The sequence below is a fragment of the Winkia sp. C0117E2 genome (assembly GCF_056590455.1).
Genome location: NZ_JBWPWD010000004.1, coordinates 133,856 through 154,679, shown reverse-complemented (window position 1 = coordinate 154,679; position 20,824 = coordinate 133,856). Strand labels below are relative to the sequence as shown.

Sequence of the window (20,824 nt, the reverse complement as noted above, 5' to 3'; positions counted from 1 at the left end):
ACATGGACGTATCAATTCCCGCCGCATTGCTAGCTGGCATGCTCGCCTTTGTATCCCCTTGTTTTTTGCCGATAGTGCCGGTGTTCGCCGCTTACATGACTGGCATGGAAGTAGAACGAGGCCGCCGCCAACGGATTAGGGCCGCCTCTCATGCAGTGGTGTTCGTAAGCTGCTTTTCAGCGGTATTCATTTTGGTGTGGGTGCTCATAGGAACCCTGGGGTATGTAGTTGCTGACTACCGCAACATTGTCCGGATTGCCGGAGGGGCAATCCTGATCTTCTTGGGGCTGCAGGTAGCGGGGCTAATTAGAATCCCGGTCCTGGAACGGACCATCCGCATGCGGGTAGACGCAGATGTTTCGCAGGCCCCCTCTTATCGCCGGTCAGCTGTATTGGGACTGGCCTTTGGAGCTGGGTGGACCCCCTGCATTGGGCCGATCCTAGGGGCAGTTATAGGGCTGGCTTCATTTTCTGGAACCCTCGCCAGGGGAATCTTACTGATGGTCATCTTCTGTATCGGACTGGGCACGCCAATCGTGCTGGTAGCCGTTGGCTCCGCCATGATCAGTCGGCAGATCGACTGGTTTAAGAATCATTACCGCCTTACCACCGGGGTAGCAGGCGGGGGCCTGGTCATTGTCGGATTCTTGATGATCATGAATCTTTTTGCACGCATAGGTGGATTATTTCCTGAGTTAGTTGGTGGATTATGACGCAGTCGGGCTCAACGGCATCCCAAGAAGAACCGGTAGAGGTGGGGCTGAAAGATTTCCTCGCCAGGATCTACCGCCTGTTCTACAACAAGTCCTTTGGGCTGGTCCCCATCATGGTGATGGCAGCGCTCACCATGATGGGAACACTGATTGAGTAGGCTCCTCCGGGAGCAATGGCGGACCCTGCCAGCAAAGAACAGTTTCTTGCCAGCGCGCGGCAAACCTATGGCGGCTGGGTCTCAGTATTCTCGGCGCTGGGCGTGTTCAATATGTTCTCCTCGCCGCTTCGAAATGACTACCTATGCCGGAGTCGAAGAGGCGCACAAGTCCGCGAAAGGCGTGTTTGTTCGGCGCCGCTATCGCGTACTCAATGATGAGGCCGCTCCGCACAGTTTTTATGCGGGCCATTTCGCATGGGGCCCCTTCGGCACCGTGATTGCCCACCTCGCATTTGTGCTCATATTGATGGCGTTAGTAGTGAGCACTTACACCTCTTTCGAGCAAAACGTGAACATTGGGGTAGGGGACAAAGCGGGCGCGTCAACGAACTGCTGCGGTATGACGGCTATCGCTTCCACCAAATGTCATTCGGAATCGCCGCGCGGATCAAAGTCACTTACCAGAGCGGAAAAGCACTCTTTGCCGGGGCAGTACCACTGCGGTGGAAATCTGCCGACGAAACCAACAGTATTGGTAAAATTACCCCGCCAAAGACAGGCAAAGAAAACTTGATCGTGGCTCCCGCCTCGGGCGCGCAATCAGAAATTCCCGCCGGCAGCGTGCAGGTGGAAGTCTATGCCAACGGGTAGGACCAACCTTCCCAAGTCTTCATGCTCGATCCCGGCAAGAGCGGTAAGGCAGAAGGGCTCACCGTACTTTTTGGTCGCGAGATGCAATACGCCGGCGTGAGCGTTCGCAAAGACCCGGGGGCCGTGCTCATCTGGATCGGGACCGCTCTAATCATGGTGGGACTAATCATGACCTTTGCCTACATACATCGGCGGATGTGGGGGCGAGTGGATGAAACCGAAGAGGGCACCAGGAATCGCGTTGCCTTCGCCGATAAAACTTCCAGCTTGTCCACTGCGCCCTTCGCGAAGATGGCTAGGGCGCTGTACAACGACCCCAACAATGACGTTAGAAAGGCAGACTGATGCTGCAAACGCTTGAATACATTCTGATTGGTGCCATTGTGGTGCTCGCACTGGCACTTATCTGCTACGTTGTGGTTGTGACTGCGCGAAAGCGGGGTGTGCCCGTAAACGAGCGTGCCAGGAAGCACGAAGCTGACCACTCTGCGGTGAAGGTGTCGACCGTGGCATTGGAATCCAAAGGACCATAGCAGAAGCGGATGGCCCTCTACGGAACCGCCCTCACCCTAACTGCCTTCGTTCTTACTACCTTGTACTTGGCAATGCGCTGATACCTGTCCGGGCACGGTCCCTTCGAAAACCAACATGAGATCGCAGTCTCGTTCGTGTGGGGAGCCCTGCTGGCTTACCTAGTCTTCGAATGGCGCTTCTCGGTACGCATGCTTACCCTGGTCGTGCTGCTTTTTTCGCTGACAATGCTGCTGTACGCCATGAGCCAGCAATCGGGTATTGAACCACTTATCCCGGCGTTGCAGAACAATCTGCTACTGCCTCTTCACGTCACCTTCGCAATTCTTGTCTACGGCGCCGCCTGCGTCTCTTTTGCTGTCGCCGTGCTGTACCTGCTTCGCCCTCTGCTAGGCGACCGCATCCGCGCCTACCCGTCGGCACGCGTGCTGGACGAACTGGGCTACAAGGCTGGCGTCATCCCACTACTAACCCTGATGATTTTGCTGGGCGCAATGTGGGCGAACGTGGCCTGGGGCAGGTACTGGAGCTGGGATCCGAAGGAAACCGCAGCCCTGGTAACTTGGTTGGCCTACGGAGCAAACCTACACGCGCGAGTCGTAGCTAAGTGGCGCGGAAAGCGCGCCGCCTGGCTGCTGGTTATATGATTCATTACGATCCTTATTGCCTACTTCGGCAACCACTTCTTTGGGGGGCTACATTCCTATGGCGTCTGAACATCCAATTGATCGGATTCGCAACTCTTCCATGGGCAACCTTGTGGTTATTGCAATAGCGGCCGTTGCCATTGTGGGGGCGGTAGTGTTCTTCGCTACCGGATTCGGCAGCGACAAGGCCCAGGAAAATAAGGCAGGCTCCAACATGGCCCAGGTGCAGGCAAAGAAAAAGCCTCTCGGTCCCGCACCCAAGCTGAACGAACAAGCTCCGAAGTTCCAAGCTAAAGATCTGGACGGCAAGGACATTTCCTTGGCTGAACTGCGTGGCAAACCCGTATGGCTGGTATTTGGTGCCAGCTGGTGTGCTGCCTGCAGGGCGGAAGCTCCCGATATAAACGAGGCCGCCAAACGCTACGGCAATAAAGTCAATTTCGTTTCCATCAATGCTGAAAGCGCAAAAGATGCCAGTGACTACGCGAAGAAGCTGGGCCTGGCCTACCCGGTGATTGCGGACGAGGATACACAGCTATCGGCCAGCTACAGGGTCTCGGGAATCCCCGCGCATTTCGTTATTGATGCGCAGGGGAAACTGGTTGCCACCCCAATCGGCGCGGTGGGGCCGGAACAGATTGCCCGAAACGTCGCCCTCGCCCAGGGAGCCCGGTGAAGGCACATTTAGATACACTGAAGTAGATTACGCGAGGAAGGTAGAAACTAGCAGTGAAGTTATCGAAGTTTTTAGCCCTGGGAGCCGGTGCCGCCCTGGCACTGTCCGCCTGCTCGGCTCACCCAGGAGCAGCCCTAACCATTGATGGCAAGCAGTACTCTGACGCGCAGATCTCGCAGACTGCGCAGCAGCTGTCAGAGCTGACCGGGCAGAAGCTGAACAATCTTTACGTAGCTCAGTTCCTGTCCATCTCGCCCGGCGTGCAAGATGTAGTCAAGCAGCAGAAGCTGCCCGCTACGGATTCGCAGATTCGCTCGCAGATCGCTAAACAGCAGCAGGCTGGCCAGCTGAAGAAGATGGATGTTTCTGACCTGTCCGTGCGGTTCTTGCAAACCATGACGGTGATGAATGGGCTGGGGCAGAAGTCGGGGCTGGTTTTTGACAGCAATGCCAAGCACGATGTCTCGCTCAGCCCCCGCTACGGGAAGATGCGCTCTGACGGCAGGCCGGGAAATGCCCTGCCGGCCAACGTGGTTACCGCGCCTAACATGGGGGCGGCTCAGTAGCGTAGACCACAATTTCGCTGGGACTTATGTCAGCGCCTTCTACCATGTTAGCGCCCTGTAAGCTCCCAGCGATCTTTTTTGTGGGATCGTTAATGCAACTTGGCTCACTTCCAGACTAGGCTAGAGGTGTATTAGCGGCCAACAGAATGATTGGAGTATCACGTGGCAAGCATCATTAACGTAAGCGCACGCGAGATCTTGGATTCGCGCGGCAATCCCACCGTCGAGGTAGACGTTCTTCTCGAGGACGGGGTTTCTGCCCGTGCAGCGGTTCCATCCGGAGCTTCTACCGGCGCTTTCGAAGCCGTGGAGCGTCGCGATGACGACGAGAAGCGCTACCAGGGCAAGGGCGTGCAGGATGCCGTCGAGGCCGTTGTAGATGTGATTGGCCCCGAGATCCGTGGCGAGGATGCTGAGGACCAGCGCCGTATTGACCAGATCATGCTGGATCTGGACGGCACTGACAACAAGGGTAAGCTGGGCGCCAACGCCATCCTGGGTGTTTCCCTAGCCGTTGCGAAGGCTGCTGCCGAATCCGCAATGTTGCCCCTGTACCGTTACATTGGTGGGCCGAACGCGCACGTTCTGCCCGTCCCCATGATGAACATCCTGAACGGTGGTTCCCACGCGGATTCCAACGTCGACATTCAGGAATTCATGATTGCTCCTATTGGGGCTTCTTCCTTCGCTGAAGCACTGCGTTGGGGCGCCGAGACTTACCACACCCTGAAGAAGGTCATCAAGGACCGCGGTCTTTCCACCGGTCTTGGTGACGAGGGCGGCTTCGCACCGAACCTGGAATCCAACGCTGCTGCGCTGGATCTAATTGTCGAGGCAATCGAGAAGGCTGGCTTCAAGCCCGGCCAGGATATTGCTCTGGCACTGGACGTTGCTTCCTCTGAGTTCTTCGAGAACGGCAAGTACAACTTCGAAGGCGAAGCACGCGACACCGAGTACATGGTCAACTACTACGATCAGCTGATCGACAAGTACCCGCTCGTGTCCATCGAGGATCCACTTTCCGAGGACGAATGGGAAGACTGGGCGAAGCTGACCAAGCATGTCGGTGACAAGGTGCAGCTGGTTGGCGATGACCTGTTCGTCACCAACCCCGAGCGTCTGGCCAGGGGCATCAAGCAGGGCGTTGCTAACGCACTGCTGGTGAAGGTAAACCAGATCGGTACTCTAACCGAGACCCTGGATGCTGTAGAGAACGCTCACCGCAGCGGCTACGCCACCATGACTTCGCACCGCAGTGGCGAGACGGAAGACACCACTATTGCTGATCTGGCAGTTGCTACCAACTCCGGTCAGATCAAGACTGGTGCACCGGCTCGTTCTGAGCGCGTTGCCAAGTACAATCAGCTGCTGCGCATCGAGTCGCAGCTGGGCGACGCAGCCGTATATGCAGGCCGCAACGCTTTCCCGCGTTTCCAGGCCTAAGGGCTAACTGAAGACTGGGCTTACCCGAAATAGGTAAGCCCAGTTTTATTTTTGTCTCAACTGGGCGGCAGGCCCGCAGTGAAGAACGAAAGTTTGTCACTTTGCTGGCATGATTGAACCATGGGAACTAGACGGCCGCCGCAACGAGCGCAAAGGCGCTCTTCAGCTGCGCCTACCCGCGAACCGCATAGCCCAACTGCTGCGGCAGCATCTTCTAAAACTGTGCGTAGCGGAAAACCACAGCCGAGGCCGCCAAAGTTCGTGCGCAGGAGCGCTGCGGCAGCGAAACCGGCAAAGAGCGGGCGCGCTGGCAGGTCGACCTCCCGGCAGGCTGAAAGCGGTAGGGGAAGCAAGGTTGCTGCTAAGCCGTCAGCAGTTAAACGCCCGGGAAAGTCGCCCTCAAGATTTCGGCGGACCTCGTCCTCGGCGGTAGAAGAAGCGAAGCAGACAGGGGCAAAAAAGGCAAGGAACGCCCACGTCCTCTCGCTAGGATTCAAGCGCGGACCGCGTCTGCGCGTGTCGGTGGTGGCCCTCCTTGGAATCATTGCACTGGTGGGGGCTTTTATTGTCCCGCCCGTGTTTAACCTGTTGGATCAGATTGGGCAGGCTCGGGCGTTGCATTCGAAACTAGAGCAGGCAAAGGATGAAAATGTAGACCTGCGGCGGCAGGTGAAAAGGTGGTCTGATCCGGCTTTTATGGCTTCGCAGGCCCGCGAACGCCTGGGTTATGTGAAGAAGGGCGAAACCCAGTACGTGGTAATGGATCCGGGCAAGAAGTACCAGCAGAAGGCACAGATCGAGTCCCATAAGGGGCCGAAGGAACCGTGGTTTATGATCATGTCTCAGACCACGAAAACTGCAGGGAAGGCCTCTAAAGCTAAGGCCGGAAAGCAAAGCAGTAAGGGAAGTCCGCAAGAGGGCGCCACGCAAGTGCCAAAGGAAAAAGAGGAACAGGACAATTGAACATTACCAAGGCAACTGAGGCAGATCTGGAAGAACTGGAACGGCAGCTAGGGCGCATTCCCCGAGGCGTGGTGGGAATTGCGGCACGTTGTGTGTGCTCGAAGCCGCTGGTGGTTGCTACCGCGCCAGTACTAGAGAACGGGGAACCGTTTCCCACTGTCTTCTACCTGTCCCACCCGGCAATTGTGAAAGCTGCTTCCAGGCTCGAGGCAGACAAGCAGATGGAAACCTACCAGGACATGCTGGCTGATCTAGACTTCGCTGCCCGCTACAAGAAGGCTTATGAAACTTACTTGCGCCAGCGCGAACAGGTGGCGCTTCAAGCTGGCGTCGAGGTGCCAGAGGCCATCGCGAAAGTGGCCGCTGGGGGACTACCTACCAGGGTCAAGTGCTTGCATGCCTTGATCGGGCATTCCTTGGCTTCCGGGCCGGGCGTGAATCCGGTGGGGGATTTGGCATTGGAGCAGATAGCCCAGAGCGGCGAGTGGGACGCTAAGAAGTGCTACTGCAATGCGTAAAGTTGCGGGAATTGATTGTGGGACCAATTCCATCCGCCTGATATTAGCCGAGGGCGAGGACGGCAAGATCTTCCGTTCTACGAAGACCATGAAGGTGATCCGGCTAGGCGAGAATCTGGATGCGACTGGCCAAATCAGTGAGGCTGCCCTGCAACGGGCCTTCGCGGCAACACAAGAATATGCGAAAAAAATAGCGGATTTCGGAGCCGAGAAAGTTCGTTTTGTGGCCACGTCGGCCTCGCGCGATGCAAAGAACGCGGAAGTTTTTGTGGGCGGCATTAAGCAGATTCTGGGCCAGAGCCCGCAGGTGATTCCGGGAAGTGTAGAGGCGAGCCTGTCCTTCCAGGGCGCCCTCAGTGGCAATGTGCCACCTTTGCCCGCGCTGATCGTCGACATTGGCGGTGGCTCCACCGAATTTATTTTGGGTGATGAACAAGAGCAGAAATGCCTCTCGACCCCTATGGGCTCGGTACGTTTTACTGAAAGGTATTTTCCGGGCGAGGACGGGATCGACCTTGCATCGCCGGCGAACGCGCGCGCTAGCGAACAGGCGCGGAAGCTGATTGCTCAGGCTGATGCCGCCGTCAGCTTGAAGAATACAAAGGCTCTGGTGGGGGTTGCCGGCACCTCGAACACGGTAATGGCTATGGCCTTGGGACTCAGCTATGACAACCAGCAGGCCTTAGACAGCGCCGTCCTTAGCTGCGAGGAGATGATCGCAGCATGCGAAAAGATGGCCACCATGACGGTCGCGGAGCGGGCCCGATTGCCCTACATGCCCAGTGGGCGCGAGGACGTAATTGGTGCGGGCGCCCTCATCTGGAAAGAAATTGTCGCGGCCGTAGCGGACGCTTCAGGCATTAGCCAGGTGCGTTGCTCCAGCCGCGACATTTTGGATGGGATCGCGCTAAGCCTTCTGTGAGCCGCGGGTCGGATTAGAAACCCGGCGCCGCAGTAACAGGGCCCCGATCAGCGCGGATATGGCAGTGCCCAGTACTACGCCCAACCGGCCGGCCTCGGTGAATTCCCCGCTGGCGGAGAATGCTAGCGACGCAATCAGTAGAGCCACGGTGAAGCCGATGCCCGCCACAAAGGCGATGGGCAGTATGTCCGCATAATCCACGCCGCCTCCCAGGCGCAGCGGCGTCAGCTTCGTAAGGGCAAGCACGGACCCGAAAATTCCGAGGCATTTGCCCAGCGGGAGCGCAATCATCACGGCGACTGCTACAGGGTGGGTAAGCATGGCTGCAGCCCCGCCCTCAGTATCCACAATGTTTACCCCCGCGGCGAAGAACGCAAAGATGGGTACGGCCACTCCAGCTGAATAAGGAGTGACCTTCTTTTCCATGCTGTGCGTGAGCGATTCTTCCTCACCTGCCCGACGTTTTGCGGGCACTACCATGCCCAGGCCAACCCCAGCGATGGTGGCGTGGATGCCGGAGCGATACATGAAATACCAGGCTAAGACTGCGAGCGGAAGCAGCAAATACCATCTGCCGAGCCGCAGCTGGGCCAAGGCCCCGAAGGCCGCGATTGCCAGCAAACACAGACCGAGGTCGACAAAGCTTAGGGCGCCCTGCGGATAGAAAATGGCAATGACTAGTATTCCCAGCAGATCGTCAACGACTGCCAAAGTCAGTAGAAAGGTGCGGGCGGCAGGCGGTAGCCCCTTCCCGAATATCGCCAGAATAGCCATGGCGAAAGCGATATCAGTAGCTGCCGGTATTGCCCACCCACTGGCAGCGGTGGGGGCTCCCTGCAGGAATACCAGCGTAGTGTAAAGCGCAGCAGGCCCAACCATCCCAAAGATGGCAGCCAGCATTGGCAGCGCGGCCTGTTTAGGCTCACGCAGTGAACCTGTTACAAATTCCTGCTTTAGTTCCAGGCCAACCACAAAGAAGAAAACAGTTAGCAGACCATCTTGGGCCCAATGCGTCACCGACATGTTTAGCCCGAGGTTAGCTGGCCCCAGATGGGCCTCACTTATCGCCTCATATAGGTGCCGAAGAGGGGAATTAGCCCAGGCCAGTGCCAATGCGGCAGCAGCCATCAAGAGTAACCCAGCTGCGGAATCATTTTGCAGTTTGTGGGCGATTGTTCGTAGTCGGGAAAGATTAGCGTTCGTCTTTTGCACGGACATCCTGTCCTTTGGTAAATCGTTGCGCTCGCGGTTTGCCATGTGCCACTTTGTAGGTGGCGCGAACATTCCTAGTTGTCTGTCCCGGTCAGTGTAACCATAAGAACGGGAAACATCCACGTTGGAACTTTGTGACAATGCGCGGATGATTTAGAGAATGCGCCCAGATAGGCTAATCTGTACTAGCTGCCCCCATAGCCCAATTGGCAGAGGCAATCGACTTAAAATCGATGTGTTGTGGGTTCGAGTCCCACTGGGGGCACCACTCGCGGCAGCGCCCAGACCTTTCTATTTTTGGGTTACTACCTCGCCCTCTTTCATGATCAGTTCCATGTTGGCAACGTTCAAGTTGCGAATGTCTTGCAGTGGATCGGCAGTAAGTACTAGCAGATCGGCACTCTTGCCGGCCTCGAGTGTGCCGGTCACATCGTCAACTCCCAGCATTTGGGCGCCATTTTTCGTGGCGCAGGTGAGGGCGAAGAGCGGATCGAATCCCACTTTCTCTACAAAGGAATAGACCTCGCCGATCAGCGTAGTGCCGTACGGGGTAAGGGAAGAGCAAAATGAGTCCGAACCAGTGGTAAGCACGATGCCCTTGTCGCGGGCCTTTCGAAGATTGTCGTAGACGCGGGCTAGTTCCCGTTCGGTACGGGTCTGCCCCGGATAGTTGTCCTGCTGCGGATTGTATTCCGGCGGGTAGGTCTTAAACCACTGCTCTAGGAACTGAATAGTGGGGCAGAAGTAGATGCCTTTTTCTGCCATTATGTCCAAAGTTTCCTCGTTCAAAGTCTGCCCATGGATGATCAGGTGTACCCCGGCTTTAGCAGCGGCTAGTGCCCCTTCGTATCCCTCGCAGTGAGCCCATACCGGCACGTGCACCATGTTGCCTTCATCCACTACGGCCTGGATTTCCTCGTCCGTGTAGTGCTGCAGCAGCTTGTCGTCGTGACGCCAGATGCCGCCCCCAGTGGCCCAGATCTTGATTGCATCGACGTCTTCACGCAACCTAGTTCGAACAGCCTTTCGGAGCGGCCACGGCCCGTCGACGCGCTGTGCCCAGGGATGGGAACAGTTGTTGTATTCCAGCGGCAGCTTGTGGGAATCGCCATGGCCGCCAGTGCGGCAAAAGCCCATGCCGGTGCACACCATGCGCGGCCCCTGCATAATGCCCGCATTGATAGCGTTGCGAATCTGCACCCCCGCACGCGATATTTCTGCAACGGTCGTTAGCCCTGATTCGAGTGCGTCGCGAGCTTGCTGAACTGCTACCACCGTCTTGTAGATGGGATCGTCTAGAACCCACTGTGTATCGTCATCAGATTCGTTGCCGGTGAAGTGGAGGTGCGAATCTACCAATCCGGGCATGACGGTCTTCCCGGAGCAATCGACCACCGGATAGCCGTCGGGGATATCTGTGGCGGGGCCGGCGTAGGTGATTTTGCCTTCGGAAATAAGAAGGGTGGCATCATCCAGTACGGATCCGGTGCCGTCAATTAGGTGGCTACCTGTCAGGGCGAGGGTACTCATGTGAGCTCTGTTCTTCCTTGGTAATAGAAGGGGGACTGCTTTGTCTTAGCTCATGCTAACGCGTATGGGCTAAGAGTGTGCCTTATTTCTTGGTTTGTTCCCAGTTAGCAACAGGGCCGGAGACTGCAGCAAATAGTGGGTGGCAGGGAGCAATCGGAGGAGTCAAGCTAAGCCTGTACATCTCTTCGGGAGCGCGGGCGGCAACCTTGGCGCGCAAGTGTTCTAACTCGAAGGTTAGCTGCCCGACGCGAGTGGGATGGTTTCTTCGGTTGGGGGAGCCAGAATGAGTGTGGTGTTGAAGGTGTAACCGCGCTTAGTTGCCTCTTCCGCTAGTCCGTTAAGAAAAGCAGCAATTGCGCTAGGTGGGGCGGAGCGGTTGCGGAATCGCTGTAATTGTGGGTGGTTTCTATATCCCTTTGTTCTTACCGCAAGCACTTTTGCGCTAATAATGCTTCTCTCCAGCAGGCTACCAGTGCCCTCCGGTCCAGTAGAGAGGGCGAGAGCGACCAGAGTCTCATAAACACCACCTTTTCTACTGCGAATAGCTTGCAATCTACCAGTGATGATGCGCGGACGCAGGAGCAGCGCTGCCTGGGAAAACAAGATGTGAGGCGCAGTAAATACCGGCGAGTAGCTAATAAATTCTTTCTATAAAAAAATCCTTGCCGTATTTAATGTGCTTAAATAGCAAAAAATTAACATTGCTCCTCTATTGCTTTTATGTGCGAGCTTTAGTTGCGTGAAACAGAAATTGCTGACTCCTAGAACTAAGACATGCTGGAGAGTTGGAGCGTGCTGGGGAGGTTGGAGGGGAAAATGTGGGTAAAACTGCGCCATATTGTGGGTTTTGGGGCAACGAAGCTGTTGAATTGTGAACGTAGATGACAATAAATGGCAAATTACGTATTTAGTAAAAATAATTTGACGAAAAATTATTGACGGTGGGCGCTAGTAAATAATTTTTCGCAGTTACTGGAGTTTGGAAAATGTGCTAAATTAAATCCAACGCGCGTGAGTTCTCAACAATATAAATCTCGAAAAGAGGATAAAATGCGGAAAACTACTAAAGTGTGCGCAACTGGTGTTCTAGCGCTGATGCTAGGCGGCATGGTGCAGCTGCCAGCTATGGCAGCAGATGCTCCGGCCACCGACGCCGCCCACAATCACACTGCGCCTGCGCCGGCTACTCACAATGCTGGTACCGGACACGAAGGTGACCACGCCAATCACGCTGCCACTCCGACCCCTGCCGAGACTAAGCCTGCCGAGAAGGCTGAGGAAAACGACTACGGCCACACTGGCAATGTAGATAAGAAGATGCGGGAAACTCGTGAGAAGCTGGAAAACTACAAGAACGCGCTTACTGATAAGGTTCCGGCTGGTTATGAGGAGTGGGCAAAGAGCAAGGATGTTCAGGATGCTCGTGCCAAGGCTAAGAAGGAATACAGCGACGCGCTAAGTCCAGAAAAGTTGTCTCGTGACGACATGAAGCTTGTTGTCGCCTACAACGAGGGTAAGGTTAAGTACCTGCCTAAGAAGCTGTGGAAGTACTCCCAGAAGGCTCAGCTGGAGAAGCCTGCTGAGGCTCCCGCAAAGCCGGCACCTGCTAAGAAGGCTGAGAAGCAGAAGTCTCCAGCAGCTCATCTGACTGCAGCTAACAAGGCGGGCGCTAAGAAGACTGCCAAGACCGACGGCAAGAAGGTCGTCGTCAAGAAGGTCGTCGTGAAGAAGACCGCCAAGACTGGTGTGGCTGATAAGGCCACCAAGAAGGGTGCTTCTGGTGCGACTGTTTCGGCCAAGAGCGATACCGCATTGGCTCACACCGGTACCACCGCTGGAGTGGTCGGGGGAGTTTCCCTTGCCCTGCTGCTAGCGGGCGGCGGCGTATGCCTCGCTACGCGTAAGCGCGCCTAGTTTTAGGCAATAAACAAGTTGGGGGGATGGCTCTTCGGAGCCTCCCCCCAATTGTTTAAGCGGCCTGTGGGGCGGACCGGCCGTGCCTATAAAAAACTGGCACCTTCTTAGAAGGTGCCAGCAAACGGTGTGAAGCTAGTCGTCCTGTCTGTTCTGCCGAACTAGATCGGAAGCCTTCTGGGGATCTTCTTCAAAAGCTCGCACTAAATTTATGGCATCCACTTTGGGGGCTGTGAGCCGATGCTCTTCTTTTAAGGATTTATTCAGATAGTCGATCACATCGGCTAAATATAGCTTACGGTATTTATTTACGACATGGTAGGGCAATTCGCCTTTTTTGCAAAGCTCTGCCACCGTGTAGCGTGATACGCCAAGTAAATCAGCAGCGTCCTGAAAAGAGATCAATTTTTCGTGAGGGCAGATTGTCACTGGTTGCCATGTAGCTAGTATTGTCGCCGCATTTATGAGGATTTCTCCAAGAGGGGAAGGGAGGTCTACCACTTCGGAGTTTACTACCAGCTCAGCTTTGCATCTGCCAGTAAAATTCTCGACAGTGCGGGCAACATGTCGATAGCTATTCTCCATTTCTTCCCGGTTGTGATTGTCGTCGGGGAAAAACGTCTTGTTCTGTGCTTGTAAACTCATGTCCCTTCTTTCGCTGCAAAAGTTGCGTCAAGTGGAGAATGTAATTCCCGGAGCCTCTCCATGTAGTGAGGAGCGCGCTATTGCTGTTGGAGCATGCTTTCCTACGATGACGTCGTTGTTCGTTTTTCTCTGCTACTAGATAATAATATTTTTTGAAGAAGTAAAACTAATTTACAAAAGAATGATTTTAGATTTATATAGCTTATAGTTATCGTAGGCGAACGCTACTTCAGGGAGCGGAGTAGATATTGCTTTGCGTGAAAACCTTGGTATCCACAGTGCATTCTTAGACTCAGGCAATACAATGGCGGTGAAACGCAACTCATACGTTAAGGAAGAAACTGATGGCAAACCCTGTAATCAACGGCGTTGAACAGGACCTGAGCAAGGGGCGCGTCGCTCAACAAGGCTACGTTCCGCCTCAGCAGGGCCAGTTCACGCAGCACTCTGGCTACGGCACACAATCGGGCCATTTTTCTCAGCAGGCTCCCTATGGCACTGGCCAGGGCCAGTACGTTGGTGCACCCGATCGCGCTATCACTTACGAGGACGTCATAAACAAGTCGGGCATCATGCTGGGGCTGCTGTTCCTGGCAGGATTGGGTACGGCCGTGGCCAGCCAGTACATCCCGCAACTAGGGGGAATGGCAGCCTCCATTGGTGCCATTGGCGCCTTAATTGTGTCCATGTTCTGCATCTTCAAGCGCACGGTTAGCCCCGGGCTCTTCGTCGCCTACTCTCTGCTAGAGGGCGCGGCCCTAGGTGGAATCTCATATTCCTTTGAGTATTCGTTCCCCGGTGTTGTAATGCAGGCCCTAGTGGGTACCGCCGCCATCTTTGGGGTCACCTTGGTCCTGTTCCGTTCGGGCTACGTGCGCGGCAGCTCCAAGATGATGAAGTTCGCCCTCATTTCGCTGATCGGCATCCTGGTGTATTCGATCGCCTCCTGGCTGCTCACAATGTTCGGGGTCATTTCGAACCCGGTGGGCCTTGACTCCGTAAGGGTCATGGGCATTCCGTTGGGCGTCCTGGTAGGGCTGTTCGCGGTGATCGTCGGCGCTATTTGCCTAATTCTGGACTTTGAGGTTGCCCGTCAGGCAGTAGAAACTGGCGCGCAGCGCTCCCTAGCCTGGAGGATTGCTTTCGGTATCGTCCTCGACACTGTGTACATATACATTCACCTGCTCCGCGTTTTAGCATCCATGCGAAATGACTAGCAGGACAGCATAAACGCTAATAGAAAACGCGCCCTCGGGCGCGTTTTCTATTACCCTAAGACCATGAGTGAACAAGAACTGCCACAGGTGCAAGGTAGCTTTGGCCAGAAGCCGAAGCTAGTCTTTTCCGGCCAGCAGGCTCCTGCCGAGCTGGAAGTTTCCGTAATCAAGGAAGGCGATGGGCAAGTCGTTGAAGAAGGCGACTACATCGCCTGTAACTATCTAGGTCAGGTTTGGGACGGCAACGTCTTCGACAATTCCTACGACCGGGGCCAGGCGCTCAGCTTCCAAGTGGGCGTCGGCCAGGTTATTGCGGGATGGGATAGTGCACTGGTGGGGCTGAAGGTCGGTACCCGCGTGCTGCTGTCCATCCCGCCGGAACTGGGATACGGCGAGCGAGGCGTACCGCAGGCAGGAATTAAGGGTGGCGACACCCTAGTCTTCGTAACTGACGTACTTGGAATTCTTTAGCCCAAACTAAAAGTGGCCCGGCGCTGCCGGGCCACTTTTACATTTACAGGACTCCCGTCGGACACGAGAAGCCGTTAGGTCCGTGCATGCAATATCCATCCGGATTCTTGAATAGGTACGCCTGATGTTCTTCCTCGGCAGGGTAGAACACCAGGTCCTCGCTGGGCTCGTGAATCTCGGTTACAATCTGGCCTTTTCCGGCTTCGGCAAGTACTTTCCCGAAGGCTTCTTTGGTAGCGACAGCTGCGCTGTACTGCCCGTCTGTAGTAGTAAAAATCGCGCTTCGGTATTGCCTACCGCGATCGTTACCCTGGCGGTTTAACGTGGTCGGGTCATGGTTTTCCCAGAAAACCTTTAGTACGCCCTCGTCAGAGATGGCGGTAGGATCGTAGATCACCTTGACTGTTTCGGCGTGGCCAGTGGTGTTAGTGCAAACCAGTTTGTAAGACGGGTTGGCAACCGTGCCTCCCTGAAAACCAACGGAGGTGTTGAGCACTCCGGGAGTATTCCAGAAGATCCTTTCGGCGCCCCAGAAACATCCCATCGCTAGATAGATCGTGCGGACGTTCTTGTCGAATGGCCCGTCTGGCGAGGTACCTAGTACAGGGTGACGTCCGGCCACAGTGGGAACTGTGTTAGCGGTAGGGAAGAAAACCATAATACCTCCAGTAATGAAAGAGTATTCAGGCACTATTTTAGGGTAGATGTTCTATAGCCGATAAGGTTGATCCAGAACTCGAACAAGGAAGAATGATGGCTACAGAGGAAAGTAAACGTGTCCCGGATTTTGCCGGTGCGGTTAGACGAGCATTAGACAAGATCAAGGATGCTCGCCAGGATAAGCAGACAACAAGGTGGAAGCCGCGCAAGCATGTGGCGGAGGCGCCCGTCGAACTCGAGGACGCAGCCCAGGCTGTGTCGCCAACGTTGCGGGTGGTAGCCGCATGGTCTTGGCGGTTGCTGCTGGTTGGCATCGCTACTGCAGCTGTGCTTTGGCTGCTATCGAAACTGACTGTGGTGGTTATTCCGCTGTTGATTGCGCTGCTGCTAACGGTACTGCTCGAACCGATTGTGAGGCTGTTCCCGGCGACGCCGCTATGGCGCACGGTGGGTACGGTAGTAGCCCTCTTAGTTGGACTGGGCCTGGTAGGTGGTCTGCTTTATCTATCTTCTAGCCAAATTGTGGCCAATATCGGTCCTCTCGCCGCTAAAGCTAGAGGTGGCCTGGATGACGCAGTAGATTGGATTGCGAATGGCCCGCTGAAACTGGATCAGGGGCAGATAGAAGAATATGTGCGCAAGATGCAAAACGAGATCGGTTCGTTTGTGCAGTCTAATGGTTCGCGTATTGCCTCCGGGGCGCTCGCTATCACCTCTTCCATTACCAATATTGTTACCTCGGCTTTAATGGTGCTGTTCTGCGTGTTCTTCTTCCTAAAGGACGGCCGGAAGATCTGGCAGTTCTTTGTTCGGTGCATGCCGAAGGCTGCTCGTAACCCCGCGAACGAGGCCGCGATCCGCGGTTGGGTGACTATTTCTTCTTACGCTCGTGCCCAGATGGAAGTTGCTGCGATCGACGCGGTTGGCATCGGAATCTCGGCGGCGGTGCTTGGGGTTCCGCTTGCTCTGCCCATTGCCGTGCTGGTGTTCTTGGGCGCGTTCATTCCGATTGTTGGTGCTATTGCCACGGGCGCCATTGCCGTGCTGGTTGCGCTAGTGGATCAGGGCCTAACAGTTGCATTGCTTATGTTGATCGCCATTTTGGTAGTGCAGCAGATCGAATCGAACTTGTTGCAGCCCCTGCTTATGTCGAACGCGGTTTCGCTGCACCCACTGGCGGTGTTGTTGGCTGTTGCTGCAGGCGGATTTACCATGGGGATCGCTGGCGCCATGTTCTCGGTTCCGCTCATGGCGTTTGTCAACACCGTGGTCATGTACCTGCACGGCTACGATCCGTTCCTGCGGTTGGTCTACGACCCGAAGCGGCCTGGGGGAGCTCCCGGCACGCTGGATGAGGAGATTGCCAAGTCGCTAGAGCCGAAGGCTAATAACTTGAAGCAGGCGGCTGAAGCGCGCAAGAAGTACGAAGGCGGCCCAGGTGCGCCCAAGGACGTAGATATAGAGGTCGTCGCCGCTGCGGAAACCCAGAAGGCAGTTGGCGAGGACGATGAGGCTAGCATCGCCCAGCGCGCTCAGGTTGAGCAGGCTGTGCGCAGTCAGTTAGACGAGTAGCTTTAAAAAATTTGTGGGGGCAGCGGTCGCTGCCCCCACAAATTTATATACGCCTTAGGCGGTGTACGGCTTTACTTCGCCGATCTGGACTTTGATGTCCTTGCCGTTAGGAGCCGTGTAGGTTACGGTCTCGCCGCTCTTGTGCCCCATGAGGGCCTTGCCGATGGGGGCGTCAGGAGAGAAGACTTCGACCCCGAGGCCTTCAGAGGCTTCGCGGGTACCTAGCAGGAATTTGATTTCGCGTCCTGCCATCTTCACGTTCACGATCATGCCGGGTTCTACGATCCCGTCGTCGGCGGGGGTTTCTCCGACTTCAGCGTTCTCGAGCAGTTCTTCAAGCTGGGCGATGCGCGTTTCGTTCATTGATTGCGCCTCGCGGGCTGCGTGGTATCCGCCGTTTTCCTTCAGGTCGCCCTCTTGGCGAGCCAGGTCAATGCGCTTGACGATATCGGGACGCTGCACGTCGCGGCGATCGTTCAGCTCCTCGACGAGCTTGTCATAAGCTTCCTTCGTAAGCCAGGTAGTGTCTGCCATAGCATCCTCCATTACTAAAACATGGTGCCCGGGACGGCCCGGGCACATATGCCGCCTAGAATACCAGCTTCGCCACCCCAGCTACAGTTAGGGCCGGCAAAATCACTAACCTAATAGCGCAAAATAGGCGGCAATGCAGTGGCATACCCAACCGGCCAAGGTGAAGGCATGGAATAGTTCGTGGAAGCCGAAGTAGCGGGGCGAGAAGTCGGGCCACTTGAAGCCGTAGACGATCGCGCCGACCGTGTAACAGATGCCTCCGGCTGTTAGCAGCCAGGTGAATGCTAGTCCGCCGAAGTGAGCTAGTTCGGGTAGATACCAGACGGCCACCCACCCCAGCACTACGTAGATTGGGGTGTAAACCCAGCGAGGGGCAGAGGGCCACAGCCATTGCAGTGCAATACCTGCGCCAGCGCCAATCCATACGACTAGCAGCAGCACTAGGATGTCGTGGGTTGGTAGCACCCCAACCGCCATTGGAGTGTAGGTGCCTGCTATCAGCAGGAAGATATTTGAGTGATCCCAGTTCCGCAAGAACTTATCTGCCAGGCGTCCCCAGTAGTGGCGGTGGTAGAACCCCGAGATGCCGAAAAGCATGAGTGAGGTAAGCAGGAATACCGAGGCTGCGGCGCGCCCTACCACCGTGGGTGTGAGGACGATGAGTACCAGTAGCGCGGCCATTGAAACTGGGGTGGCTACCGTATGAAACCAACCTCGTAGCAGAGGCTTTTTCACCACGGATTCCAGATTCCGCGGGTCTAAGCGGTGCCATGAAGAACGTTCACTCGTGTGCAAGGGGCCCCCTAAACTTACGTGTCCGTAACCTACGTTAGCGTAGGTTTATTGCTTTGGCCAGAATGAAAAGGCTCGTGCCAGTAACAATATTTGTTACCAATCGCAAAATGTTCGCCAGATAAGTTTTATTGCAGACAAGGCCCGGCGTGTGCACTACATTATTTAAAGGAGGTGCCATGGCCTACAACGTTTTATATGAGGTATACGAACGGCGACTAGTCGGCGAGATCGATACCGCCAACATGCCCCGTCACATAGGGGTCATTCTTGATGGCAATCGGCGTTGGGCAAAATCTGTTGGTATCGAAGCCAGCGCTGGCCATAGGAAGGGCGCCTCGAAGATTGAAGAATTCCTTGGCTGGGCGGACGAAGTGGGCACCGAGGTCGTCACTTTGTGGATGCTCTCCACTGACAACCTAAAACGTGATCCGGAAGAACTGTCAGCTCTTTTCGAGATCATTGCTGACGCGGTGGAACACATTGCCCAGGTTGGCAAATGGCAGATCCGCGTAGTGGGAGCGAAAGACGTGCTCCCAGAGAAATTTGCCGCCCGCCTGCGCGCCACCGAAGCGCAGACCGCCAGCTGCAAGGGCATGCAGGTAAATGTCGCCATAGGTTACGGCGGCCGCGAAGAAATAGCCGATGCTGTGCGGGCAATCCTTCGAGAACAGGCCCAGGCAGGCAAGAGCCTAGAAGAAGTGGCCGACGCCCTCACTGTACGCGACATTACCGAGCACCTGTACACCAAGGGACAACCGGATCCTGACCTGGTTATCCGCACCTCAGGCGAACAGCGGCTGTCGGGCTTTCTGCTGTGGCAAAGTGCCCACTCAGAATTCTATTTCTGCGAAGCTTACTGGCCCGATTTCCGCCGCGTCGACTTCCTGCGTGCCCTACGCGATTACTCCCAACGCGAGCGGCGCCTGGGACGCTAATCCTGTACCTGTTGCGGAGCAGCCGCGTCTAGGCGCTGCATAGCCGAATCCAAGAATGCCTGGCAGTGCTTTGCCAGCTCCTCGCCTCGTTCCCACATCTTGAGGGCGTCCTCTAGCGGCACCTGCCCGCCCTCGAGCTGACGAACGGTGGCCACCAGCTGATCGCGAGCCTGCTCGTAGCTTAGTTCCTGAACCGGGGGTAGATTGTCAGTCATTTTCTTCCTTCTTTGTTGGCAAAGTGGCGCCCACAACCTGGGTTACCATCCGGCCTTCTGCTAACAGGCCTTCAAGTAGATCGCCCTTCTTAATCTGGCTGGCGGAGGTAATAATTTGCCCGCTGGGACCCCGCAACACGCTGAAGCCGCGTTCCAAGATTCCCTGCGGTGAAAGTGCCCTAAGAGTTTGGCGGGCGCTATCTACCTGCCCTTGCGCCATATCCACTAGGGAGCGGGTGCGCAGCCGCAGGCGCTCGCGGGCCCCACTGAGCCTTTCGGCCTCGACATCGAACATGGCCGAGGGGCGAGACATGACGGGGCGGGCGCGCAGATTCGAAAGGCCGGTGAGCTCAGTGTCGATGCGCTGGCGCAGCAGGTGCTGCATCCGCGTGCGCGCATCGGTGAGCAAGACTTCCTGCTCAGCCACATCGGGCACAATCTTGCGGGCAGCATCTGTGGGGGTGGAGGCGCGGTAATCCGAAACCAAATCCAGTAGGGGAGCATCGGTTTCGTGGCCGATAGCTGAAACCAAGGGGGTAGTAGCGTTCGCTGCTGCTCGCACTATTGCCTCGTCACTGAACGGCAATAGGTCCTCTACCGACCCGCCGCCGCGCGCAATCACTATCACGTCGACTTGGGCAAGCTGATCCAATTCTGCGAGGGCGGCAGACACCTCGGGAACGCAGCGTTCGCCCTGGACTGCTACCTCGCGGATCTCGAAACGGGTGGAAGGCCAGCGGGCCTGCGCGTTTACTATCACGTCGTGTTTTGCTTTGGCATTGCGCCCGCAGATCAATCCGACGACGCGGGGGAGGAATGGCAGCGGCTTCTTGCGTTCGGAGGCAAATAATCCCTCTGCCGCCAGTCGCTTGCGCAGCATTTCAATCTGCGCGAGCAGATCTCCTAAGCCAGAAGTGTGAATCTCGTGGGCGAATAGTGACAGTGAGCCATTGACTTCGTAGTAATCCGGCTTCGCGTTGACTACAACCCGGGCGCCCTCGTCAAAACCGGGACCTGCCTTGTCTACTACTCCGGCGAACGCCTTCACTGTCATCGACACGTTCTGATGCAGATCGCGGATGGTGAAGAACGCCATGCGGGTGCCGGGGCGGCGCTTGTATTCGACTACCTGCCCCTCGACCCAAAGGGCGGACATGCGGTCGACATATTTCTTGATGTTGGTCGACAGTAACGCCAGCGGCCACGGGTTATCGCGGGTAGTAAGAGAGGCTCGCGGAGCCAAGTTCGAATTCGCGTTCACCCCCTAAGCTTTACATACTTTGCGCGAAGGCTGTTTTATATCCATAGCTTTGCCGCCGGCTTGGGGCGCAAGGCT

25 protein-coding genes, 1 tRNA gene and 2 pseudogenes are annotated in these 20,824 nt (G+C 56.0%); 19 read left to right on the top strand and 9 right to left on the bottom strand.

From position 1 onward, the window contains the following. Positions 1-2 precede the first annotated feature (2 nt). The 13 genes and pseudogenes from AC1EKG_RS06780 (at position 3) to AC1EKG_RS06720 (ending at position 7,788) form a co-directional block, all read left to right on the top strand. Positions 3-713, top strand: a complete 711-nt coding sequence (locus AC1EKG_RS06780; protein ID WP_040315285.1) for a cytochrome c biogenesis CcdA family protein — start codon at positions 3-5, stop codon at positions 711-713. Next, positions 710-871, top strand: a complete 162-nt coding sequence (locus AC1EKG_RS06775) for a hypothetical protein (protein WP_004807436.1) — start codon at positions 710-712, stop codon at positions 869-871. The genes AC1EKG_RS06780 and AC1EKG_RS06775 overlap by 4 nt, the downstream gene beginning before the upstream one ends. A gap of 67 nt (positions 872-938) precedes the next feature. After that, positions 939-1,238: pseudogene (locus AC1EKG_RS06770) on the top strand (cytochrome c biogenesis ResB family protein); the annotation flags it as partial. 56 nt (positions 1,239-1,294) lie between these two features. After that, complete coding sequence (locus tag AC1EKG_RS06765; RefSeq protein WP_040315286.1) at positions 1,295-1,522, top strand: hypothetical protein; 228 nt, start codon at positions 1,295-1,297, stop codon at positions 1,520-1,522. 21 nt (positions 1,523-1,543) lie between these two features. Further along, positions 1,544-1,867, top strand: a complete 324-nt coding sequence (locus tag AC1EKG_RS06760; protein ID WP_004807440.1) for a cytochrome c biogenesis ResB family protein — start codon at positions 1,544-1,546, stop codon at positions 1,865-1,867. Then, positions 1,867-2,055, top strand: coding sequence for a hypothetical protein (locus tag AC1EKG_RS06755; RefSeq protein ID WP_004807442.1), 189 nt, complete (start codon positions 1,867-1,869; stop codon positions 2,053-2,055). The genes AC1EKG_RS06760 and AC1EKG_RS06755 overlap by 1 nt, the downstream gene beginning before the upstream one ends. Before the next feature lie 135 nt (positions 2,056-2,190). Next, a complete protein-coding gene (ccsA, locus tag AC1EKG_RS06750; RefSeq protein WP_004807445.1) occupies positions 2,191-2,700 on the top strand; it encodes a cytochrome c biogenesis protein CcsA in 510 nt (169 codons plus the stop codon). Positions 2,701-2,758: 58 nt separating this feature from the next. Continuing rightward, positions 2,759-3,376, top strand: coding sequence for a TlpA family protein disulfide reductase (locus AC1EKG_RS06745; RefSeq protein WP_004807446.1), 618 nt, complete (start codon positions 2,759-2,761; stop codon positions 3,374-3,376). A 53-nt stretch (positions 3,377-3,429) separates the two neighbouring features. Further along, the gene (locus tag AC1EKG_RS06740) at positions 3,430-3,942 is read left to right on the top strand and encodes a hypothetical protein (protein ID WP_070425068.1); all 513 of its coding nucleotides are present in this window, start codon (positions 3,430-3,432) and stop codon (positions 3,940-3,942) included. A gap of 162 nt (positions 3,943-4,104) precedes the next feature. Further along, positions 4,105-5,385, top strand: a complete 1,281-nt coding sequence (eno, locus tag AC1EKG_RS06735; RefSeq protein ID WP_004807450.1) for a phosphopyruvate hydratase — start codon at positions 4,105-4,107, stop codon at positions 5,383-5,385. 120 nt (positions 5,386-5,505) lie between these two features. Then, positions 5,506-6,348: an FtsB family cell division protein gene (locus tag AC1EKG_RS06730; RefSeq protein ID WP_081499190.1), complete on the top strand. Its 843-nt coding sequence runs from the start codon at positions 5,506-5,508 to the stop codon at positions 6,346-6,348. Then, a complete protein-coding gene (locus tag AC1EKG_RS06725; RefSeq protein ID WP_004807453.1) occupies positions 6,345-6,866 on the top strand; it encodes a DUF501 domain-containing protein in 522 nt (173 codons plus the stop codon). Before AC1EKG_RS06730 ends, AC1EKG_RS06725 begins: the two co-directional genes overlap by 4 nt. Next, positions 6,859-7,788, top strand: a complete 930-nt coding sequence (locus tag AC1EKG_RS06720; protein ID WP_004807455.1) for a Ppx/GppA phosphatase family protein — start codon at positions 6,859-6,861, stop codon at positions 7,786-7,788. The genes AC1EKG_RS06725 and AC1EKG_RS06720 overlap by 8 nt, the downstream gene beginning before the upstream one ends. Here AC1EKG_RS06720 and nhaA read toward each other — a convergent pair. Then, positions 7,774-9,045 (bottom strand): Na+/H+ antiporter NhaA, encoded by a 1,272-nt coding sequence (gene nhaA, locus AC1EKG_RS06715; RefSeq protein ID WP_231288196.1) that lies wholly within the window; start codon positions 9,043-9,045, stop codon positions 7,774-7,776. The two genes, AC1EKG_RS06720 and nhaA, sit on opposite strands and share 15 nt — an antisense overlap. A 146-nt stretch (positions 9,046-9,191) precedes the next feature. Here nhaA and AC1EKG_RS06710 point away from each other — a divergent pair. Beyond that, positions 9,192-9,268, top strand: a tRNA-Leu gene (locus AC1EKG_RS06710). 23 nt (positions 9,269-9,291) lie between these two features. Here AC1EKG_RS06710 and AC1EKG_RS06705 read toward each other — a convergent pair. Together AC1EKG_RS06705 and AC1EKG_RS06700 are read right to left on the bottom strand one after the other, a co-directional pair. Then, positions 9,292-10,530, bottom strand: coding sequence for a metal-dependent hydrolase family protein (locus AC1EKG_RS06705; protein ID WP_004807458.1), 1,239 nt, complete (start codon positions 10,528-10,530; stop codon positions 9,292-9,294). Positions 10,531-10,764: 234 nt separating this feature from the next. Beyond that, positions 10,765-11,048: pseudogene (locus tag AC1EKG_RS06700) on the bottom strand (pyrimidine dimer DNA glycosylase/endonuclease V). A 532-nt stretch (positions 11,049-11,580) separates the two neighbouring features. Between AC1EKG_RS06700 and AC1EKG_RS06695 the strand changes: the two are divergent. Then, entirely contained in the window at positions 11,581-12,444 is an 864-nt protein-coding gene (locus AC1EKG_RS06695; protein ID WP_004807460.1) for a hypothetical protein, read from the top strand. 135 nt (positions 12,445-12,579) lie between these two features. On the opposite strand, the gene AC1EKG_RS06690 is transcribed toward AC1EKG_RS06695, so the two are convergent. Next, a complete protein-coding gene (locus tag AC1EKG_RS06690) occupies positions 12,580-13,089 on the bottom strand; it encodes a helix-turn-helix domain-containing protein (protein WP_004807461.1) in 510 nt (169 codons plus the stop codon). A 344-nt stretch (positions 13,090-13,433) separates the two neighbouring features. Here AC1EKG_RS06690 and AC1EKG_RS06685 point away from each other — a divergent pair, with 344 nt between their 5' ends. Together AC1EKG_RS06685 and AC1EKG_RS06680 are read left to right on the top strand one after the other, a co-directional pair. After that, a complete protein-coding gene (locus AC1EKG_RS06685; RefSeq protein ID WP_004807463.1) occupies positions 13,434-14,306 on the top strand; it encodes a Bax inhibitor-1/YccA family protein in 873 nt (290 codons plus the stop codon). Between the two features lie 63 nt (positions 14,307-14,369). Further along, positions 14,370-14,777, top strand: coding sequence for an FKBP-type peptidyl-prolyl cis-trans isomerase (locus AC1EKG_RS06680; protein WP_004807464.1), 408 nt, complete (start codon positions 14,370-14,372; stop codon positions 14,775-14,777). A 43-nt stretch (positions 14,778-14,820) separates the two neighbouring features. Here AC1EKG_RS06680 and msrA read toward each other — a convergent pair whose 3' ends face one another. Beyond that, positions 14,821-15,435: a peptide-methionine (S)-S-oxide reductase MsrA gene (gene msrA / locus AC1EKG_RS06675; RefSeq protein WP_004807466.1), complete on the bottom strand. Its 615-nt coding sequence runs from the start codon at positions 15,433-15,435 to the stop codon at positions 14,821-14,823. Between the two features lie 92 nt (positions 15,436-15,527). On the opposite strand from msrA, the gene AC1EKG_RS06670 reads away from it, so the two are divergent. Further along, a complete protein-coding gene (locus AC1EKG_RS06670) occupies positions 15,528-17,009 on the top strand; it encodes an AI-2E family transporter (RefSeq protein ID WP_257993923.1) in 1,482 nt (493 codons plus the stop codon). Between the two features lie 54 nt (positions 17,010-17,063). Here the strand turns inward: AC1EKG_RS06670 and greA are convergent, their stop codons facing one another. Then, positions 17,064-17,543, bottom strand: coding sequence for a transcription elongation factor GreA (gene greA / locus AC1EKG_RS06665; protein WP_048706824.1), 480 nt, complete (start codon positions 17,541-17,543; stop codon positions 17,064-17,066). 105 nt (positions 17,544-17,648) lie between these two features. After that, positions 17,649-18,338, bottom strand: a complete 690-nt coding sequence (trhA, locus tag AC1EKG_RS06660; RefSeq protein ID WP_082149273.1) for a PAQR family membrane homeostasis protein TrhA — start codon at positions 18,336-18,338, stop codon at positions 17,649-17,651. Between the two features lie 176 nt (positions 18,339-18,514). On the opposite strand from trhA, the gene AC1EKG_RS06655 reads away from it, so the two are divergent. Next, entirely contained in the window at positions 18,515-19,273 is a 759-nt protein-coding gene (locus tag AC1EKG_RS06655) for an isoprenyl transferase (RefSeq protein WP_048706826.1), read from the top strand. Here AC1EKG_RS06655 and AC1EKG_RS06650 read toward each other — a convergent pair. Next, positions 19,270-19,488 (bottom strand): exodeoxyribonuclease VII small subunit, encoded by a 219-nt coding sequence (locus tag AC1EKG_RS06650; RefSeq protein ID WP_048706827.1) that lies wholly within the window; start codon positions 19,486-19,488, stop codon positions 19,270-19,272. The genes AC1EKG_RS06655 and AC1EKG_RS06650 overlap by 4 nt on opposite strands. Continuing rightward, positions 19,481-20,749 (bottom strand): exodeoxyribonuclease VII large subunit, encoded by a 1,269-nt coding sequence (gene xseA / locus AC1EKG_RS06645; RefSeq protein ID WP_048706829.1) that lies wholly within the window; start codon positions 20,747-20,749, stop codon positions 19,481-19,483. The genes AC1EKG_RS06650 and xseA overlap by 8 nt, the downstream gene beginning before the upstream one ends. Positions 20,750-20,824 lie beyond the last annotated feature (75 nt).